17 protein-coding genes are annotated in these 20107 nt (G+C 68.1%); 7 read left to right on the top strand and 10 right to left on the bottom strand.

What is annotated here, in order from left to right; genetic code table 11:
- The first annotated feature begins 5 nt into the window (after positions 1–5).
- On the top strand, positions 6–3230 hold the full coding sequence (locus VPH43_RS11880; RefSeq protein WP_328577918.1) for an efflux RND transporter permease subunit: 3225 nt from the start codon (positions 6–8) through the stop codon (positions 3228–3230).
- Between the two features lie 65 nt (positions 3231–3295).
- Here VPH43_RS11880 and VPH43_RS11875 read toward each other — a convergent pair whose 3' ends face one another.
- A complete protein-coding gene (locus tag VPH43_RS11875; RefSeq protein ID WP_328577917.1) occupies positions 3296–3988 on the bottom strand; it encodes a phasin family protein in 693 nt (230 codons plus the stop codon).
- A gap of 160 nt (positions 3989–4148) precedes the next feature.
- Positions 4149–5174, bottom strand: coding sequence for a LacI family DNA-binding transcriptional regulator (locus VPH43_RS11870; RefSeq protein WP_328577916.1), 1026 nt, complete (start codon positions 5172–5174; stop codon positions 4149–4151).
- A 149-nt stretch (positions 5175–5323) separates the two neighbouring features.
- Between VPH43_RS11870 and VPH43_RS11865 the strand changes: the two genes are divergently transcribed.
- The 6 genes from VPH43_RS11865 (at position 5324) to VPH43_RS11840 (ending at position 10950) form a co-directional block, all read left to right on the top strand.
- Positions 5324–5857 carry a gluconokinase gene (locus tag VPH43_RS11865; protein WP_328577915.1) on the top strand — a complete coding sequence of 178 codons (534 nt, stop codon included), beginning with the start codon at positions 5324–5326 and terminating at the stop codon, positions 5855–5857.
- Positions 5847–6356: a TRAP transporter small permease subunit gene (locus VPH43_RS11860; protein WP_442909275.1), complete on the top strand. Its 510-nt coding sequence runs from the start codon at positions 5847–5849 to the stop codon at positions 6354–6356. The genes VPH43_RS11865 and VPH43_RS11860 overlap by 11 nt, the downstream gene beginning before the upstream one ends.
- A 25-nt stretch (positions 6357–6381) precedes the next feature.
- Positions 6382–7671, top strand: a complete 1290-nt coding sequence (locus tag VPH43_RS11855; protein WP_328577914.1) for a TRAP transporter large permease — start codon at positions 6382–6384, stop codon at positions 7669–7671.
- 23 nt (positions 7672–7694) lie between these two features.
- The gene (locus VPH43_RS11850; protein ID WP_328577913.1) at positions 7695–8705 is read left to right on the top strand and encodes a TRAP transporter substrate-binding protein; all 1011 of its coding nucleotides are present in this window, start codon (positions 7695–7697) and stop codon (positions 8703–8705) included.
- 65 nt (positions 8706–8770) lie between these two features.
- Positions 8771–9211, top strand: coding sequence for a response regulator (locus tag VPH43_RS11845; protein ID WP_328577912.1), 441 nt, complete (start codon positions 8771–8773; stop codon positions 9209–9211).
- Positions 9212–9312: 101 nt separating this feature from the next.
- Positions 9313–10950, top strand: a complete 1638-nt coding sequence (locus VPH43_RS11840) for a Vgb family protein (protein ID WP_328577911.1) — start codon at positions 9313–9315, stop codon at positions 10948–10950.
- Positions 10951–10968: 18 nt separating this feature from the next.
- Here the strand turns inward: VPH43_RS11840 and VPH43_RS11835 are convergent, their stop codons facing one another.
- The 8 genes from VPH43_RS11835 to VPH43_RS11800 all read right to left on the bottom strand — a co-directional run bounded on the left by VPH43_RS11835 (position 10969) and on the right by VPH43_RS11800 (position 20107).
- The gene (locus VPH43_RS11835; protein WP_328577910.1) at positions 10969–12222 is read right to left on the bottom strand and encodes an AGE family epimerase/isomerase; all 1254 of its coding nucleotides are present in this window, start codon (positions 12220–12222) and stop codon (positions 10969–10971) included.
- A 121-nt stretch (positions 12223–12343) separates the two neighbouring features.
- On the bottom strand, positions 12344–13402 hold the full coding sequence (locus VPH43_RS11830; protein WP_328577909.1) for an ABC transporter ATP-binding protein: 1059 nt from the start codon (positions 13400–13402) through the stop codon (positions 12344–12346).
- Between the two features lie 9 nt (positions 13403–13411).
- Complete coding sequence (locus VPH43_RS11825) at positions 13412–14266, bottom strand: carbohydrate ABC transporter permease (protein ID WP_328577908.1); 855 nt, start codon at positions 14264–14266, stop codon at positions 13412–13414.
- 56 nt (positions 14267–14322) lie between these two features.
- On the bottom strand, positions 14323–15201 hold the full coding sequence (locus tag VPH43_RS11820) for a carbohydrate ABC transporter permease (RefSeq protein ID WP_328577907.1): 879 nt from the start codon (positions 15199–15201) through the stop codon (positions 14323–14325).
- A 139-nt stretch (positions 15202–15340) separates the two neighbouring features.
- Positions 15341–16591, bottom strand: a complete 1251-nt coding sequence (locus tag VPH43_RS11815; protein WP_442909273.1) for an ABC transporter substrate-binding protein — start codon at positions 16589–16591, stop codon at positions 15341–15343.
- 26 nt (positions 16592–16617) lie between these two features.
- Positions 16618–17805 (bottom strand): maltoporin, encoded by a 1188-nt coding sequence (locus VPH43_RS11810; RefSeq protein WP_328577906.1) that lies wholly within the window; start codon positions 17803–17805, stop codon positions 16618–16620.
- Positions 17806–17964: 159 nt separating this feature from the next.
- Positions 17965–19395 carry a sensor histidine kinase gene (locus VPH43_RS11805; protein ID WP_328577905.1) on the bottom strand — a complete coding sequence of 477 codons (1431 nt, stop codon included), beginning with the start codon at positions 19393–19395 and terminating at the stop codon, positions 17965–17967.
- Between the two features lie 16 nt (positions 19396–19411).
- Positions 19412–20107, bottom strand: coding sequence for a response regulator transcription factor (locus VPH43_RS11800; RefSeq protein ID WP_328577904.1), 696 nt, complete (start codon positions 20105–20107; stop codon positions 19412–19414).

Genomic DNA, 20107 nt, shown 5'->3' with positions numbered 1-20107 from the left:
TCGCCATGTGGATCACCCGCGTTTCGATCAACAACCCCGTCTTCGCCACCATGGTGATGGTGGCGCTGTGCGTGATGGGGCTTTTCGCCTACGGCAAGCTGGGCGTGGAGCAGATGCCCGACATCACCTTCCCCGGCGCCTTCGTGGACATCGCCTATCCGGGCGCCTCGCCCGAGGCGGTGGAGCGCGAGGTCAGCAAGGTGGTGGAGGAGGCGCTCAACAGCATCGCCGGCGTGCGCAAGATCACCTCGCGCAGCTTCGAAGGCCGCAGCCAGACCAGCGTGGAGTTCAGCCTGGACGCGAACATGACGCGTGCGATGGAGGACCTGCGCGACCGGCTCTCCGCCATCCAGCCGGCGTTCCCCAAGGACGCCAAGGCGCCCAACATCTCGCGCTTCAACAACGACAACGCGCAGCCGGTGGTGGTGATGGCGCTGATGTCCAAGACGCGCTCCGCCCGCGAGCTGTCCATCCTGGGCGACCAGGTGGTGAGCCGGCGCCTGCAGCGGGCCGAGGGCGTGGCCCGCATCGACATCAACGGCCTGGCCACGCGCGAGGTGCGCATCGACCTGGACCCGACCCGGCTGCGCGCCTACGGCATCACGCCGGCGCAGATCAGCACCGCGCTCGCACAGGCCAACAGCGACCAGCCGGTGGGCCTGCTGAGCGACAACAACCAGGACTCCATCCTGCGGGTGGAAGGCCGGGTGCGCGATCCCAAGCAGTTCACCGACGTGGTGGTGGGCCGCAAGGGCGGATTGCCGCTGACCCTGGGTGACCTCGGCACGCTGGTGGAGCGCGAGAAGGAGCCCGACTCGGTGGCCCGCATCAACGGCCAGAAGGCGGTGAGCTTCAACATCTTCAAGCAGCAGGACGCCAACATCGTCAAGACGGGCGAGGCGGTGAAGGCGGCGGCCGACGAGCTGCGCAAGAGCCTGCCCGCGGACGTGACGCTGGAGCTGATCTACGCCAACAGCGACTTCGTGAAGGGCTCGCTCGAAGGCCTGAAGCACACGCTGATCGAGGGCGCGCTGCTCACGGTGGCGATCGTGTTCCTGTTCCTGCACTCCTGGCGCTCAACCGTGATCACCGGCCTGACCCTGCCGATCGCGGTGATCTCCAGCTTCATCGCGGTGTATGCCTTCGGCTTCACGCTGAACTTCATGACGATGATGGCGCTGAGCCTGTGCATCGGCCTGCTGATCGACGATGCGATCGTGGTGCGCGAGAACATCGTGCGCCATGTGCACATGGGCAAGGACCACTTCACCGCCGCACGCGAAGGCACCGACGAGATCGGCCTGGCGGTGATGGCCACCACCTTCGCGATCTGCGCGGTGTTCGTGCCGGTGGCCTTCATGGGCGGCATCATCGGCAAGTTCTTCTACCCCTTCGGCATCACGGTGGCGGTGGCGGTGCTGGTGAGCCTGTTCGTCAGCTTCACGCTGGACCCGATGCTGTCCTCGGTGTGGCACGACCCGCCGACGCACCGGGTGCGCAACTGGCCGGTGATCAAGCAGCTCATCACCGGCACCGACCATGTGCTGGAGGTGATGCACACGGTGTACGACCGGCTGATCCGCTGGGCCTTCTCCGGCCGGCGCTACCGCCTGTGGGTGCTGCCCATCCCCGTGTACGGCCGTGGCTTCGATGCCCAGGGCCGGCGCGACACCACCCGCCCGCGCCGCCTGCGCATCGCCACGCTCACGCCGCGCGGCATCATCATGTCGGTGGGTTTTGCCAGCTTCGTGGGCGCCTTGATGCTGGCGCCGTTCGTGGGCAGCGAGTTCGTGCCGCAGACCGACCAGGGCTTCACGCAGCTGTCGCTGCGCATGCCGGTGGGCTCCAGCCTGGAGCGCAGCGACGCCAAGGTGCGCCAGGTGGAGGAGATCGTCTCGTCCTTCCCGGAAGTGAAGATGATGTCTACCAACGTGGGTGGGCAGGGCAACGGCTTCGCGGTCGGCCGCGGCCAGGCCAGCATCAACATCAGCCTGGTGGACCGCAAGGACCGCAAGCGCTCGCAGACCGAGATCGAGGACGCGATGCGCGCGCAGATCGCCAAGATCCCGGGCATCGAGGCGTCGGTGGGTTTCAACAAGCCGATCTACGTGGCCATCCTGGGCAGTGATCCGGAAGGCCTGATCCGCATCACCAAGGACTTTGCCGAGAAGCTGAAGAAGATCCCCGGCGTGGTGGACGTGGACGTGTCGGCCAAGCCCGGCTTGCCGGCCTATGCAGTGAAGCTCAAGCCCGGTGCGATCCGCGAGCTGGGGCTCACCGCGCCGCAGGTCGCCGCCTCGATGCGCGCGTATGTCAACGGCGACGTGGCCACCTACTGGACCACGCCCGACGGCGAGCAGGTGGAGGTGCTGCTGCGCCTGCCCGAGCAGCAGCGTGAGCGCATCGCCCAGATGCGCCAGCTGCCGATCGCCTTTGCCGCCGACGGCACGCCGATCCGCCTGGACACCGTGGCCACCATCGAGCCGGTGAACAACCCCGACGTGATACGGCGCCAGAACCTGCAGCGGCGCGAAGCCATCTTCGCCGGCGTGCAGGGCCGGCCGGTGGGCGACGTGGGCGGCGAGGTGCAGAAGCTGGTGAAGAACACCAACCTGCCGCCGGGCTACAGCTTCGACGTGGGTGGCGACACACAGCAGCAGGATGAGGCGATGAAGGGCATGCTGGGCGCGATGGCGCTGGCGGTCATCTTCATCTACATCGTGCTGGCCAGCCAGTTCGGCAGCTTCCTGCAGCCGGTGGCCATCATGGCGTCGCTGCCGCTGAGCCTGATCGGCGTGATGCTGGCGCTGCTGTTCTGGCACTCCACGCTGAACGTGTTCTCGATGATCGGCCTGGTGATGCTCATGGGCCTGGTGACCAAGAACGCCATCCTGCTGGTGGACTTTGCCAACCATGCGCGCCGCGCCGGCGCCACGGTGGCCGAGGCGGTGCTGCAGGCCGGCATGATCCGGATGCGGCCGATCCTGATGACCACCGCCGCCATGGTGTTCGGCATGCTGCCGCTGGCGCTCGCCCTGAACGACGGCGGCGAGATCCAGGCGCCGATGGGGCGGGCGATCATCGGCGGCGTGGTCACGTCCACGCTGCTCACCCTGGTGGTGGTGCCGGTGTTCTACAGCTACATGGAAGGCCTGGCGGACTGGCTCAAGCGCCGGCGCGGGCATCGGCCGGCCCAGGCGCCGATGGCCGCAGGCGTACCGGCGGAATAACAGCCGGGGCGCATCAAGCACAAAGGGCACCGCGAGGTGCCCTTTGTATTGGTAGCCCGCCGGCTTCAGTGCGGGCGTGCGCTGCCGTCGGCCAGGCGGCCGGTCCAGCTCATCCAGTCGTTCCAGGTGGCGTTGGCCAGGTCCATGGCCTGCCGGGTGGCCTCCTGCGCCGGCCACACCAGCGGAGAAGCAGCCAGCGGGTTGGCCGCATGCTCGACCTCGGCTTCGGCCTTCTCGGCCGTCGCCTGCAAGGCTCCGGGCAGACGCGTCCACTGCGACATGCCGCTCCAGGCGCTCGCGCTGGCCTGGGCCCAGCCGGCCATGGCTTCCTGCAGCGTGTCCAGGGCGCCGCGGGTGGCCAGCTCACTCAGCCGCTGCCAGTACTGCAGGGCCTGCTCGGCGTCGGTGCGCAGCAGCTGCAGCTGGATGTCGGCGATCTCGTCCAGTCCGCCGGCGGTGAGCAGCCGTTCCGCCGCCTGCAGATGGGCCTGCTCGGCGCGTTCGGCCGCCTGCATCTGCGCTTCGCGCAGCGCGCGTGCGCCGCGCAGCACGGCGCTGCAGCTGGCGATCTCCCAGGCGAGGTGGTCGCGTGCCGCCTGGGCCGGCCAGGCGTCGTTGCCGGTGTCATCGGTGCCGGTCGCTTGCGGTTCGCCGGCCGTTGCGGCCTGTGCGTCAGCGGGGTCGCCGGCGTTGTCCTGCACGGGGCGGGTCGGGGTCTTGCGGCCGCTGGTCGCGGCTCGGTTCGCATTGGTGGCCATGCGGTTCCTCCTGAAGGCGGTGGGGGATGAGCGGCGCAGGCGTGCGGTGCAGCGGGCGCCGGTGCATGGACCATAGGCCGCGAGCCGCCATACGGCAAGTGGCCACGCCGGCCGATTTGCGGGCCGCGGGGTAACGCTTTGTCAGGTTGCCCGGGCCGCTTCAGCTGCTTTGCCGCACCACCACCTCGTAACCCAGGCGCACGCAGGAGGGGTGCGGTCGCTCGCCGCGCATGAGCGCCAGCAGCATGCGCGCGCCCGCCTCGCCGATCTCGCTGCGCGGCGTGCGCACCGTGGTGAGCGGCGGCACCATCTGGTCGCTACCCGCCAGGTCGTTGAAGCCGGCCACTGCGATGCGCTGCGGCACTGCCACGCCCAGGCGTTGGGCCGCCAGCAGGCCGCCCTGGGCGAGGTCGTCGTTGCAGAAGAACACCGCGTCCACTTCGGGGCGGCTGCGCAGCAGGTCCTCCAGCAGCTGCGCGCCCAGCCGGATGGAGGAGCGCTCCGGGCTCAGCACCTCCAGGCGGGCGTCGTAGCAGCCGGCCGCGCGCAGGCTGCGGCGGTAGCCTTCGGCGCGCTGCATGGTGCGCGGGTCCAGCTGGGCGGCCACGAAGGCGATGCGGCGGCGGCCGCGCGCCAGCAGATGGTCCGCGATCGCCGCGCCCGCGTCCTGCTGCGAGAACCCGACGCAGTGCACGCCGGGCGCATCGGTGGTCTCCATCAGGTGCACGCAGGGCACGCCGCTGGCCGCGATGAGCTGGCGGCTGCGCTCGGTGCGATCGAAGCCGGTCACCAGCAAACCGGCCGGCCGGTGGGCCAGGTAGCTGGCCAGCAGCTCTTCCTCCTCCAGCGGCGCGTAGTGGGTGACGCCGATCAGCGGCTGGTAGCCGGCTGCAAACAGCGTGCGGTGCACCGCCTCGATCAAGTCCACGAACAGCGTGTTGGACAGCATGGGCACCAGCACCGGCACCTGGGTGCTGCGCTGGGAGGCGAGGGCGCGGGCGGCCGGGTCCGGCACATAACCCAGCTGCTGCACCGCGGCCTGCACCCTGGCCACGAGATCGGGCGCAACGCTGCGTTCGCCGCGCAGGGCGCGAGACACCGTAATGGGGCTCACGCCCGCGGCGGCGGCCACCTCGGCCAGCGTCACACGGCCGCCGGAGCGGCGGCGGCGAGGAGAGGGTGTCAACGGGTTATCCCTGATGTTGTGGAGAGTGCGAGTGCCTAGGATAGCGCTATCCAAACCTCGCGGCAATCAGCTCTTCGGAAGATGCCAAGCCGCATGGGAAAGAGCCCCGACGGGCCTTTTGTTTTCTCGTCAAAGATAGCGCTATCCAAATGTCCTACCTCCTGCTCCAACCTTGCCGCCTGGTCACCATGGGCGTGGCCGGCTGTGGCAAGTCCACGCTGGGCGCCAAGGTGGCCGAAGCGCTGGGCCTGGAGTTCGTGGAGGGCGACGATTTCCATTCAAAGGCCAGCCAGGACAAGATGCGCCACGGCATTCCGCTGGAGGACGCCGACCGCATCGGCTGGCTGGACGCGGTGGCGCGCGAGCTGAACGCCCGCCCGGCGGGCGCGGTGGTCACCTGTTCATCACTCAAGCGCGCCTACCGCGAACGCCTGCGGTCGCAGGTGCCTGCATTGCGTTTTGCCTTCCTCGACATCAGCGAGGCGCTCGCGCTGGAGCGGGTGGCCGCGCGGGCCGCGCATCACCTCTTTCCGCCCAGCCTGGTGCCCAGCCAGTTCGCGGCACTGGAGCGGCCCACCGGCGAGCCCGGTGTGTTGACACTCGACGGCGCCTTGCCGCTGGCGCGGCTGCAGCAGCAGGTGCTGCAGTGGTTGCAAGCCGAAGGAGTGGCCCGTGAGCAGTGAGCAGCGCGCGGAGCCGGCCTGGCAGCGGCTGGCGCACGGCGCCATGGCCGCCTGCCTGGGCGTGATGGCGGCGGCGGTGTTCCTCAACGTGGTGCTGCGATACGGCTTCGGCAGCGGCGTGGCGGCCAGCGAGGAGCTGTCGCGGCTGCTGTTCGTGTGGATGGTGTTCATCGGCGCGGCAGCGGCCTATCCGCTGGGCCAGCACATGGCGTTCACCAGCCTGCTGCGGCCCTGGGAGCGCTGGTTCGGTGCCACGGCGTTGGGCTTGCTGACACGCCTGGTCCATGCGCTGGTGCTGCTCACCTGCGTGCTGGTGGGGTGGGGCGCCTGGCAGCAGGTGGTCGTGGGCATGGACAGCCACAGCGTGGTGCTGGCCTATCCCGCGGCGCTGCTGCCCTTGCCCGCCTTGCTGTCGTCCGTGGCCATCGGCCTGATGGCGCTGGTGGACCTGCTGCGCGGCAAACCGATCCAGATCGACCACGACCCGGAGGTCGAATGAACGCAGCGATGCGGGAGGCATGGGCATGAACCAGGCGGCAGTGGCGGTGGTGTTCATCGTGGCCATGCTGGGCTTCATGGGCATCGGTGTGCCGATGGCGTTTTCGCTGGTGCTCACCGGCGCGGCGATGGCCTGGACGCTGGACTTCTGGGACACGCAGCTGTTTGCGCAGAACCTGGTGGCCGGGGTGGACAGCTTTCCGCTGCTGGCCGTGCCCTTCTTCATCCTGGCCGGCGAGCTGATGAACGCGGGTGGCATCAGCCGCCGCATCATCACCATGGCGCAGGCCTGGGTGGGGCACATCCGCGGCGGCCTGGGCTTCGTGACCATCGGCGCGGCCATCCTGATGGCCAGCATGTCGGGCTCGGCACTGGCCGACACCGCGGCGCTGGCCACCATCCTGCTGCCGATGATGCGCAAGCACGGCTACCCGATGCACACCTCCGCCGGCCTCATGGCCTCGGGCGGCATCATCGCGCCCATCATCCCGCCGTCGATGCCCTTCGTGATCTATGGCGTGACGACCAACACGTCCATCTCCTCGCTGTTCCTCTCCGGCATCGTGCCGGGGCTCATCATGGGCGCCGGCCTGGTCATCGCGTGGAAACTGCAGCTGCGCAGCATCGACTTGCCGCAGGGCGAGCCAATGCCGATGCGCGAGCGGCTGCGTGCCACCGCCGAGGCCTTCTGGGCGCTGCTGATGCCGCTCATCATCATCGGTGGCATGCGCAGCGGCGTGTTCACGCCCACCGAGGCCGCGGTGGTGGCGGCGGTGTATGCGCTGGTGATCGCCTTCTTCGTGCACCGCGAGATGACCCTGGCCGAACTCCACCAGGTGCTGGTGCGCGCCGCCAAGACCACCGCGATCGTGATGTTCCTCTGCGCAGGTGCGCAGGTCGCCTCCTACATGGTGACCCTGGCCGACCTGCCGTCCACCATGACGGCCTGGCTGGGGCCGCTGGTGCAGAGCCCGCGCCTGCTCATGGCCGCGATGATGGTGGCGCTGGTGTTGATCGGCACCGCGTTGGACCTCACGCCCACCATCCTGATCTTCGCGCCGGTGATGCTGCCTATTGCACAAAAGGCGGGCATCGACCCGGTGTACTTCGGCCTGATGTTCGTGCTCAACGGCGCCATCGGCCTGATCACCCCGCCGGTGGGCACGGTGCTCAACGTCGTGGCTGGCGTGGGGCGCATGTCGCTCAACGAGGTGATCCGCGGCGTGAACCCCTTCCTCATCACCTACCTGGTGATCCTTGCCATGTTCACTGCGTTTCCACAGATCGTCACCGCACCGGTGGCGTGGATGCGCTGACCCTTTGCTCACAGGAGACAAGCATGCAACGCCGTTATCTCATCGCTGCCGTGGCGCTGGCCGTGGCCACCTTCGGCGCCGCGCAGGCGCAGGACATCAAGCCGCGCCTCATCCGCTTCGGCTACGGGCTGAACGAGCAGTCCAACCAGGGCCGTGCCACCAAGGTGTTTGCCGAGGAGGTGGAGAAGCTTTCCGGCGGCAAGATGAAGATCCGCCCCTTCGGTGCCGCCAGCCTGGGCTCCGACGTGCAGATGCAGCAGGCGCTGATCGGCGGCGCGCAGGAGATGATGGTCGGCTCCACCGCGACCTTGGTGGGCATCACCAAGGAGATGGCGCTATGGGACACGCCCTTCCTGGTGAACAACGCCAAGGAAGCCGACGCGCTGCTCGACGGCCCGGTGGGTGAGAAGGTAAAGGCCAAGCTCGAGGAAAAAGGCCTGGTCGGGCTGGTGTACTGGGAGAACGGCTTCCGCAACCTCACCAACAACAAGCGCGCGGTGAACAAGCTCGAGGACCTCGACGGCATCAAGCTGCGCGTGATGCAGAACAACGTGTTCCTCGACAGCTTCAAGACCCTGGGTGCCAACGCGGTGCCGCTGCCTTTCTCCGAGCTGTTCAGCGCGCTGGAGACCAAGGCGGTGGACGGCCAGGAGAATCCTTACAACACCATCCTGTCGAGCAAGTTCTACGAGGTGCAGAAGTACCTCACGATCACCAACCACGTCTACAGCCCCTGGATCGTGCTGGTGAGCAAGAAGTACTGGGACGGCTTGAGCAAGGACGAGAAGGCGGTGCTGATGAACGCGGCGAAGAAGAGCCGCGACTTCGAGCGCAAGGACACGCGTGACGAAGCCGCCAAGGCGCTGGCCGACCTCAAGGCCAAGGGCATGCAGATCAACGAACTGTCGCCCACCGAAGCCGCCCGCATGCGCGACAAGCTCACCCGGGTGAACGCCGGCATCGCGGCCAACGTCGGCATGGACCTCTGGCATGAAACACAGGCGCAGCTGGCCCAGCTGCGGGCCAGGAAGTGAAGCTGCCGGGGCGGAGCGGCACGGCGTTTGCTGACTCGTGAGGCTTGGAGGCGATACTCCGCACCATGTCACGCCTGTTGTTGCCCTCTCCCCGTCCTTTTTCTGCCGCGCACGAGCTGCCTCCTGGCGCAGCGCCGGGCGCCGTGGCGCGGCGCGTGCTGGTCGTGGACGACAACCGCGACGCGGCCGATACGCTGGCACTGCTGCTGGAGCTGATGGGCCATGAAATCCGCACCGCCCATGACGGCCCGCAGGCGCTGCAGGCAGCCGAGCAGTTCCAGCCCGAGATCGTGCTGCTGGACATCGGCCTGCCCGGCATGAACGGCTACGAGGTGTGCCGCAAGCTGCGGCAGCAGCCCTGGGGCCGGGTGGCCACGGTGGTGGCGCTCACCGGCTGGGGCCAGGCCGAAGACCAGCGCCAGGCCAGCGAGGCGGGTTTCGACCGCCACCTGATCAAGCCGGTGGAAGAGTCCGTGCTGCTCAAGCTGCTGAGCGAGCCGCGCTGAACGCGCGCCTCCGGCACTTACCTTTCCCCTGTCACCTCCGCGACCCTGCCTGGCGGGGCCGGCGCTAGCATGCGCCGTCCAAGGCATCGCAGGAGAGGTCCATGAAGACGCTGTCCCTTGTCCGTTGGCTCTGGCTCGTCGTGGCGCTCGCTCTGGGCGCCTGCGCTTCCACCGCGCCGCCGACGCGGCCCGCGAGTTGGCAAGCCCCGGAAGCCTTGGTGCAGCCCAGCGCCTTCAAGGGCGTGCACGGCCTGGCGGTGGACGGCCGCGGGCGGCTGCTCGCGGCCAGCGTCGTGGGCAACGCGATCTGGGAAGTCGATCGCCAGAGCGGGGCGGCCAAGGTGTTCATCGGCGGGCCGCAGGGGCAGGCGGACGACATTGCGGTCGGCCCCAAGGGCGAGCTCGCCTGGACGGCCTACCTGCAAGGCGCCTTGCACTACCGCGCGAGTGACGATGCGCCGATCCGCGAGCTCGCCAAGGGCCTGCCGGGCCTGAACTCGCTGGACTTCGACCGCCGCAACGGCAAGCTCTACGCGACCCAGGTGTTCCTGGGCGACGCGCTGTGGGAGATCGACGTGGCCGGCGTGCAGCCGCCGCGCCTGATCGCCAAGGACCTGGGCGGGCTCAACGGCTTCGAGGTCGGCCCGGACGGCATGATCTACGGCCCACTGTGGTTCAAGGGCCAGGTGGTGAAGGTGGACCCGGCCGACGGCAAGGTCACCGTCATCAACGGCGACTTCAAGATCCCCGCCGCGGCCAACCTGGACGGCAAGGGCCACCTCTGGGTGGTGGACACCCGCACCGGCGAGCTCTCGCGGGTGGAGTTGGCCAGTGGCCGCAAGACGGTGGTGAAGACGCTCAACCGGGCGATCGACAACCTGGCGATCGCGCCCGATGGCACCGTGTACGTGGCCAACATGGCGGACAACTCGGTGCAGGCGGTGAACCCCGCCACCGGCGAGGTGCGCCTGCTCACCGGTGGCAAGGTGTCGGTGCCGGCGGGGCTGAAGCTGGAGGGCGACACGCTGTTTGTGGCCGACGTCTTCAGCTTCCGCAAGGTGGACGTGAACACCGGTGCCGTGGCTGACATCTTCCGCATGCAGTCCTCCGACATGGAGTACCCGTTCGCGGTCGGCCTGTCGCCCACCCGCTTTGCGCTCACCTCCTGGTTCACCGGCAGCGTGCAGATCGTGGACCGCGCCACCCTGAAGACGGCCGCGATGATCCATGGCCTGAAGGCGCCCTACGACGCGCTGCTGCTGCCCGACGGCAGCGTGGTGTTCGCCGAGATCGCCACTGGCACGATCACGCAGGCCTGGGGCGCGGACTTCCAGCAGCGGCGGGTGGTGGCCAGCGGCCTGGCCGGGCCGGTGCAGATGGTGCTGGGCCGCGATGGCGCGCTGTACGTCACCGAGGCGGCCGGCACGCTGCTGCGGGTGGCCCTCGCCGATGGTGCGAGGACGGTGCTGGCCTCCGGCCTGGCGCTGCCCGAAGGCCTGGCGCAGACGCCGTGGGGCAGCTTCGTGGTGGCGGAGACGGCGGCGCGCCGCCTGACGGAGATCGACCCCGCCAGCGGCGCCAAGCGCAGCATTGCGGAGAACCTACCGATCGGCTTCGAGCCCGGCCCCGGCATGCCGCCACCCTATGTGCCCACCGGCGTGGCGGTGGGCGGCGACGGCACGGTGTACTTCAGCGCGGACCGCGACAACGGGATCTACCGGGTGCGGCCGCAGCGCTGAGGCGGCGGGCGCGCGAAGTCAGCCGCGGGCGAGGGACGCCAGCACCTCGTAGCAGGCGCCCATCGTGTGGTAGTCCACCTTGCCGGCGGGGCTCTTCTCGTCGGTGATCTTCCGGTTGTCCGGGGAGAGGATGCGATACCACGCGCCATGCTCGTGGTCCACGAAGTGCTCCCACGCATAGGCCCAGATGCGGTCGTACCAGTCCCAGTAGCCACCTTCGATGGTGCGCTCGGCCAGCATGGCGGCGGCGGCGAAGCTCTCGGCCTGCACCCAGAAGTACTTGTGCGCATCGCACAGCACATAGCGGCCCTCGTGGCCCGGCGTCTCGTCGCGTGCGAAGCCATAGGCCAGGCCCTCGTGCTGGCGGTCCCAGCCGTGGTCCACGCCGCAGGCGAAGAGGCTGCGCGCGCGGTGCACCAGCGCTTCGTTGTGCGGATGCTCGGGCCGGGCGCGCTCCAGCGCCAGCAGCAGCTTGGCCCATTCGGTGTGGTGGCCGGTCTGGAAACCCCAGGGGCGGAAGATGTTGCTGCTGTCGTGCCGGTTGTATTCCCAGTCGGGGGTCCAGTCGGCGTGGTAATGCTCCCAGATCAGGCCGCCGGCCTTTTCCGCCAGGTGCTCGGTGACCGAGGTGGCCAGCGTGGCGGCACGTTCCAGGTAACGTGGGTTGCCGGTGGCCTCGAAGGCGGCGAGCATCGCCTCGCAGGCATGCATGTTGGCGTTCTGGCCGCGGTAGGGCGAGAGCGTCCAGTCGGCCGTGGCTTCATCGGCGTAGAGCCGGTGCTGCGGCTCCCAGAAGCGCTGCTCCATGAGATCGAAGGTCTCTTCGATGCCGGTGCGCGCCTCCTCGATGCCGGCCAGCACCGCATGGGCATGCGCCAGCAGCACGAAGGCCAGCCCGTAGCAGTGGTTGGTGGCGTCCAGCACCGTCTTGTAGCCGCCTTCTTCCCACTTCAGCATCCACGCATAACCGCCGGTGGCCGGATCGCGGTGCACGTCGCGCACGAAATCGAGGCCATGCCGCGCTGCGTCGCGCCAGGCCGGTGCACGCTCATGCTCCGGAAAGTGGCGCGCCGCCCAGGCATGGGTGAGCACGAACCGTGTGCTGCTCACCAGATGGCGCGTGCTGCGGTCGTTGACGGTGCCGTCGTCCTTGTAGAAATGGAAGAAGCCCCCGGAAGGATCGACACAACGGCCGTCATAAAACGACATCGTGTGGAGGATGTGTGCCCGCAGGAATTCGGGCGAGCGGAAGTCGGGCGGCAGGGGCTTCATGGGGCGTGAGACGGTAGGAGCAAGCGGTACGCCAGCGGCGAGGCCGCATCGGCGGAATCAGTATGGCGCAGGACACACTGTTACGCCGAAAAACGACAGCCGGCGGCGACGCGCCGTGCCGCTACCCCAGCCGAGCATCCGTCTTCGCGTCGAACAGGTGCGCGTTGCTGGCGTCCCAGGCCAGCATCACCGGGTCGCCCACGCGTTCGTTCACCTTGCCGGGCACGCGTGCGGTGAGCAGGCCCACGGGGGTATGCACCAGGGCATAGGTTTCGGGCCCGGTGGGCTCCAGCATGGTGAGCGTGCCGGGCAGGCCTTGCGCGCCGAAGCTCAGGTGCTCGGGCCGCAGGCCGTACACGATCTCGGAGCTGCCGTTCAGGCCGCCGCGCTGTTCCTGCGACAACGCCAGCTGCACGCCCTGAGCGGACAGGCCATCGCCGCTGCGCATGCCCTGGATCATGTTCATCGCCGGCGAGCCGATGAACTCGGCCACGAAGCGGGTGGCGGGCCGGCTGTAGATGTCGTCCGGCGTGCCGAACTGCTGGACCACGCCGTCCTTCATCACCGCGATGCGGTCACCCAGGGTCATGGCTTCCACCTGGTCGTGGGTGACGTACACGGTGGTGGTCCTCGTGCGCTGGTGCAGCAGCTTGATTTCGGCGCGCATTTCCACCCGCAGCTTGGCGTCCAGGTTGGACAGCGGCTCGTCGAAGAGGAAGAGCTTGGGGTCGCGCGCGAGGGCCCGGCCCATCGCCACGCGCTGGCGCTGGCCGCCGGACAGCTGGCCCGGCTTGCGGTCCAGCAGGTGGCTGATCTGCAGCATCTTGGCCACGCGCTGCACGATCTCCTCGCGCTGCGGCTTGGCCACCTTGCGCATCTCCAGCGCGAAGGAGATGTTCTGCGCCACGTTCATGTTCGGGTAGAGCGCGTAGCTCTGGAACACCATGGCGATGTCGCGGTCCTTGCTGGGCAGGTGGGTCACATCGCGCTCGCCGATGTGGATGCTGCCCGCCGTGGGCGTGTCCAGCCCGGCGATCATGGACAGCAGGGTGGACTTGCCGCAGCCCGAGGGGCCGACGAGGATGAGGAACTCCCCGGCTTCCACCTCGATGTCGATCCCTTTCAGGATCTCGGTGTGGCCGAAGGTCTTGCGAACGTTGCGGATGGAAAGCGCGCCCATTGTTTTCTCTCAGCCCTTGACTGCGCCGGCCGTCAAGCCGCGCACGAAGTATTTGCCTGCCACGATGTAGACGAACAGGGTGGGCAGCGCGGCGATCATGGCGGCAGCCATGTCCACGTTGTATTCCTTCACCGTGCTCGAGGTGTTGCTCAGGTTGTTCAGCGCCACCGTGATCGGCTTGCTGTCGCTGCCGGAGAACACCACGCCGTAGAGGAAGTCGTTCCAGATGTTGGTGAACTGCCAGATCAGGGTGACCACGAGGATCGGCGTGGACAGCGGGAGCACGATGCGCCAGAAGATCCGCCAGAAACCGGCGCCGTCCAGCATCGCGGCCTTGATCAGCTCGTCCGGCAGGCCGACGTAGTAGTTGCGGAAGAACAAGGTGGTGCTGGGCATGCCGGCCAGCACGTGCACCAGGATCAGCCCCCAGATCGAGCTGGCAATGCCCAGCCAGCCGAGGATCTGGCTCATCGGCAGCAGCACCACCTGCATCGGCATGAACACGCCGAACAGCAGCAGCGCGAACATCAGCTCGCTGCCACGGAAGCGCCACTTGCTGAGCACATAGCCGTTGATCGCCCCGATGCTGGTGGACACCAGCACGGCCGGCAGCACCATGGCCACCGAGTTCATGAAGAAGGGCTTCAGGCCGCCGCAGTCGGTGCCCGTGCATGCGGTGCCCCAGGCCTTGGCCCAGGCCGCGAAGGTGGGCGAATGCGGCAGCGCCAGCAGGTTGCCGCCGCGCACCTCGTTCATGTCCTTCAGCGAGGTGGTCACCATCACGTACAGCGGCGTGAGGAAGAAGGCCGCGAACACGGCCAACAGGCCCCAGAGCACGATGCGATGCAGGTGGATTCGGTTCATGCGGGCTCCAGCGGCCGGTGCGGTGTGGGCCGCGGGCAGCGGCGAGGCGATGCTGCTCATTTGCGCGACCTCAGTTCGGAATACAGGTAGGGCACCACGATGGCGGCCACGGTGGCCAGCATGATGGTGGCGCTGGCCGCGCCCAGGCCGATCTGGCCGCGCGAGAACGCCATCGCGTACATGAAGGTGGCGGGCAGGTCGGTGGCGTAGCCCGGGCCGCCGGCGGTGAGCGCCATCACCAGGTCGAAGCTCTTGATCGCCAGGTGGCTCACCACCATCAGCGTGCTGAAGAACACCGGCCTCAAGGAGGGGATGAGGATGCGCCAGTAGATGCGCGGCAGGCTGGCGCCGTCCACCTGGGCGGCCTTGATGATGGATTCATCGATGCCGCGCAGGCCGGCCAGGAACAGCGCCATCACGAAGCCGGCGCTCTGCCACACGCCGGCGATCACCACGCAGTAGATCGCGCGGTCGGGCGTGACCAGCCAGTCGAAGTTGAAGTTCTCGAAGCCCCATTGCCGCACCAGGTGCTCGATGCCCAGGCCGGGGTTGAGGATCCATTTCCAGGCGGTGCCGGTGACGATGAAGCTCAGCGCCATCGGGTAGAGGTAGATGGTGCGCAGCAGGCCTTCGGCACGGATCTTCTGGTCCAGCAGGATCGCCAGCAGCAGGCCGATGGCCATGGCGCCGCCGATGAACAGGGTGCCGAAGATGCCGAGGTTGGTGAGAGCCACCCACCAGCGCTCGCTGTCGAACAGGCGCTCGTACTGCTCCAGCCCCACGAACTCGTAATTGGGCAGCAGCCGCGAGGCCGACAGCGACAGGTAGCCGTTCCATGCCATCAGCCCGTAGATGAAGGCAAAGGCCAGCAGGAAGCCGGGCGCGATCACCAGCTTGGGCAGCCAGGGCGTGCGCAATGAGGAGGGGGCGGACATGGAGGGAGCGGAAATGCAGCCGTGAAAAAGAGGCCGCGCACGGCGGAGGATCGGCCGTGCGCGGCCAACTTGCAAGAGCAACGAGCCTGATCCTGGCAAGAGTGGGCTGGTGGCCCTTGCAACGTCGCCAGGAGAAGGCTTATTGCGCCTTGGCAGCGGAGGCGATCTTGGCCATCGCGTCCTTGGCGGTCATCTTGTCGTCGTTCCAGAACTGGCTCACCGCGTCCTTCATCGCGCCTTCGGCGGCGGAGGGAACCGCCATGCCGTGGGCGATGGAGGGCAGCAGGGCGCCGCTCTTGGACGTGGCCACGAAGTCCTTGGAGGAGGTCTTGGCGCAGTCGTCGAACTTGTCCATCGGCATGTTCAGGCGCACCGGGATGGAGCCCTTGTTGAGGTTGAACACCTCCTGGAACTGGGGCGCCATGATGGCCGCGGCCAGGTGCTTCTGGGCTTCGATGTTGGCCTTGTCCTTCAGCTTGAACATTGCGAAGGAGTCCACGTTGAAGGTGTAGGCCTTGTCAGTGCCGGGGGCCGGCACGCAGACGAAGTCCTTGCCCGGCGTCTTGCCCGCGGCCAGGAACTCGCCCTTGGCCCAGTCGCCCATGATCTGCATGCCGGCCTGGCCGTTGATGACCATCGCGGTGGCCAGGTTCCAGTCGCGGCCGGGGGCGTTCTTGTCGGTGTAGTCCTTCACCTTCTTGAAGGTGGTGAGCACCTTCTCCATGGTGGGGCTGGAGAGGGTGGCGGCATCACGCTGCACCAGGGCCTTCTTGTAGAAGTCGGTGCCGCCCACACCCAGGGCCACGGCCTCGAAGGTGGTGAAGTCCTGCCAGTTCTGGCCGCCGTGCGCCACCGGGGTGACGCCGGCCTTCTTGAGCGCCTCGGCCGCGGTGAAGAACTCGTCCCAAGTGGTGGGCACCTTGACGCCGGCCTTCTTAAAGACCTCGGGGTTGGCCCACAGCCAGTTCACGCGGTGCACGTTCACCGGCACGGCGACGTAGTGGCCCTTGTACTTCATGATGTCGGACACGACCTTGGGCAGGGACTCGTCCCACTTCTCGGCCTTGGCGACGTCGTCCATGTTGGCGAGCACGCCTTCCTGTGCCCACTCCTGGATGGACGGGCCCTTGATCTGCGCGGCCGAGGGGGCATTGCCCGACACCACGCGCGACTTCAGCACCGTCATCGCGGAATCACCGCCGCCACCGGCGACCGCGAAGTCCTTCCAGCGGTCGCCCTTTTGCTGCAGCGTGAGCTTCAGCGCCGATGCGGCCTTGGCCTCGCCGCCGGAGGTCCACCAGTGCAGCACCTCGATCTCGCCGGCGAAGCTGGCGCCCGCGGCGAACAGGCTCAGGGCAAGGACCGTCGGCTTGAACATCTTTGTCTTCATGCTTGTCTCCTTGAGGGGATGAACGATTAGAACCACCACTCGACCTGGGCGCCATAGCTGGTGCCCGAGGTCTTGTCAGCAAACGCCGGCTGGCCGGTGATGTTGCCGGCAGCGGTGTTCCATTTGGCGTGCGTCACGTACAGGCGGAACTCCGGCCGGTCGAAGAAGCCCGGGCCCACCGACAACGTGGGCGCCAGCGTCACCTTGGTCAGGCGGGCCTTCTCGCCACCGTCAGGCTTGTACTGCGACACGCCGACTTCGGCCAGGAACTTGAAGTTCTTGGTCATCGCATAGGAAACGCGGCCACCGATGCTGGTGGAGTCGGTATTGACCCCAGCCGCATCCTTCTCGCGTGCAAACAGCGCCATCGCCTGGCCGCCGAAGGCGCCCTTTTGCCAGTTGATGCTTTCCACCACGCGCCAGCTCTTGTTGTCGAACGGACGGGTGAGGTCGCCGAAGTTGGCGTTCAGGGCGGTGGAGCCGGCCGAGGCCTGCAGCCAGATCACGTTGTTCACGCCGCTGCCGGCACCGAAGAGGTCCTTCTGGTCGTGGCGGATCGTGAGCCCTGCGCCCTTGGTGCCGCCGTCGAAGTCACCTTGCGTGGCGGTGGCAAAGAAGTTCAGCGTGCCGCCGGGGTTCAGACCCAGGCCCACGTACTCCACGTTCACCCGGTTGCCAGGGTGGGGTGCGTCGCTGTCGGTCTTGTAGTAAGCCACGCCGAGCTTGCCCGGGCCCACGCTGAAGCCCTTGGCGCCGGCGCCCACGCCCAGCATCTCGATGAAGTAGGTGTCGACGATGTGCACGTCGCCGCGGCGGCCGCGCTCCTTGCCGATCCAGAAGGTGGCTTCCGGCGCGATGTCAAAGCCCTTGGCCTCGGCCCACATCTGCTCGATGTTCAGGCCCTTGTCCGGGTTGTTCTGGGTGGCCGCCGTGTAGTGGTTGACCATCAGGTTGGCGCTGTACTCGATGCCGTCCTTCTTGAAACCCTGGCTGAGCTGGAACTCGCCGTAGAAGTCGCATTCGTTGCCCAGGCGGTACTTCATGCCCGAGGAGCCGCCGTTCAGGCCGTAGCAGGCGCGCGAGGTGTTGTTGGCCGAGGTCAGGCCCGGGCCGGCGCGGAAGTAACCGGAGTAGTCCAGCGCGTTGGCGGAGCCGCTGGCAAGCAGGGCGGCCAGCGCAAGCGGAGCCAGCGCGTGGCGGGGAGTCGGTGTCATCTGAGTCTCCTGTGGTCGTCGGTTGGGTTTGATTCGACGAACGTTCATCTTCTGTGCATGCGGGATGAATATTAAAGAAATATTAATGATTCATTCATTAGGGATAACGAGCACAGGGCTGCGCCCACCCCAGCGGGGTGAAGGCGCACGAAGCGCTTTTCAGGAGGCGAGGGGGAGGGTGATGCGCACGGTGAGCCCGTGCGGGGCGGCGTTGGCCAGGGTGACGCTGCCACCATGGCGTTCGGCGATCTCTTTCACGATCGCCAGGCCCAGGCCGCAGCCGCTGCCTTCGTGGGTGGCACGAAAGAAGCGCTCGAACACCGTGCGGTGCAGCGCGTCAGGCACGCCCGGGCCGTTGTCGGTGACCTCCAGCCAGGCGTGGCGGGCATCCTGCCCCACCTGCACGGTCACCACCGCGCCGCGGCCGGCATACCGCAGCGCGTTGTCGATCACGTTCACCAGCGCCTCGCGCAGCAGCAGCTCCACGCCAGCCACCGCGGGCCCGGGCCCTTCGGCGTCCGGCTCGCCATAGCCCAGGTCCACGCCCGCGTTCAGCGCCCGTGGCACCAGCTCGGCCGTGACCTCCTGCGCCAGGCGCTGCAGGTCCACCCGGGTGCGCGCCTGCCGCATGGCGGACTCGGGTTCCGCCCTCGCCAGCGCGAGCAGCTGGTTCACCAGGTGGGCGCTGCGGGTGGCGCTTTCATGCACCCGCTCCAGGCGGGCGCGCTGGGCCGGCTCGCTGGCCTCCTTGAGGGCCAGCTCGGTCTGGCTCTTCAGCCCCGCCAGCGGCGTGCGCAGCTGGTGCGCCGCATCGCTGATGAAGCGTCGCTGCGCGGCCACGCTCTGCTGCACCGCGCCCAGCAGGTCGTTGATCGCCTGGGCCAGCGCCCGCACCTCGGCCGGCGCGGCCGCCAGCTCGATGGCGGTGAGGTCGTTTGCGGCCCGGCCTTCCACCAGGCCGCGCAGGCGGGTGAGCGGCGCCAGGCCGGCGCGCACGCCGGCCCACACGATCATGGTCATCAGCACGATCAGCGCCGACAGCGGCAGCACGGTGTCCTGCAGGATGGCGCGCGCCAGCTCGTCGCGGCTGGCGCGGCTGCGCGCGATCTGCACCAGCATCAGCTGCGGCTCCTTGGGCTCGCCCCAGGCGACGTAGAGCGCGGCGATGCGGATCGGCAGGCCCTCCATCGTGCCGTCGTAGAAATAAGGATCGTCCAGGCGCGGCTTGTCGATCGGCGGCGGCTGCGGCAGCTTGCGGCTGCCGAGGATGAACTGGCCCGGCGGGGTGCTCACCATGTAGTAAACCCGGTCGTCCGGATCGGCTTCGATGATGTCCTGCGCGGCGCGCGGAAAGTCGATGAGCAGGCCATTGCCCACCGGCTTGACCTGGCGTGCCAGCGAGCGTGTGGCCTGCGACAGGCTGGCATCGATCGCCCGGTTGGCATACCGCGCGGCGACGTTGTAGGTGACGAAGGCGGCCGCCGCCCACAGCACCAGCTGCGGCAGCAGCAGCCACAGCAGCAGCTGGCGGTGCAACGAGCCGCGCGCGGCGAATCGCAGCGCGGCGCGGCGCAGCAGGTCGGCAGGCATCGCGCTTGAGCGCCCGTTAGCGGGCCGGCTCCGCTTCCAGCAGGTAGCCCAGGCCGCGCACCGTGCGGATGCCCAGGCCCGAGCCTTCGAGCTTGCGACGCAGGCGGTGGATGTACACCTCCACCGTACCGCTGCCACTGCCGGCGTCGCCTTTGGCGGGCTCGCCCTTGTCGGTGGACCAGGCGCGCAGGATCTGGTCCTTGGTGACGACGCGGTTGCGCTGCATCAGCAGCAGGTCCAGCAGCAGCCATTCGCGTGGCGACAGGTCCAGCATGACGCCGTCCACGCTGGCGCGGCGTGCATCGCGCTCGAACTGCAGCTTGCCCATCTCGCGGTCCACCGGCGCGGAGGGGCGGCTGCGGCGCAGCAGCGCGCGCATGCGGGCTTCCAGCTCGGGGAAGTCGAAGGGCTTGGTGAGGTAGTCGTCGGCGCCGGCGTTCAGGCCCGCCACGCGGTCTTCCAGGCAGTCCAGCGCGGTCAGCACCAGCATCGGCAGCTCGGGCTTGGCCTGGCGCACGTGCTTGAGCACCGACAGGCCGTCCAGCATGGGCAGGCCGACGTCGATGATGGCGGCGTCGAAGGGTTGCTTGAGCAGCAGGTATTCGGCCACCGGGCCGTTGGGCGCGTGCTCCACCTGGAAGCCGGCCTCGCCCAGCTGGGTGACCAGGGCATCGGACAGCAGGGTGTCGTCTTCAGCGAGCAGGATGTGCAT

The sequence above is a fragment of the Ideonella sp. BN130291 genome (assembly GCF_036231905.1).
In the GTDB taxonomy this organism is placed as follows: Bacteria; Pseudomonadota; Gammaproteobacteria; order Burkholderiales; family Burkholderiaceae_C; genus CAMLIZ01.
This window is presented reverse-complemented; position numbering and strand designations above follow the sequence as displayed.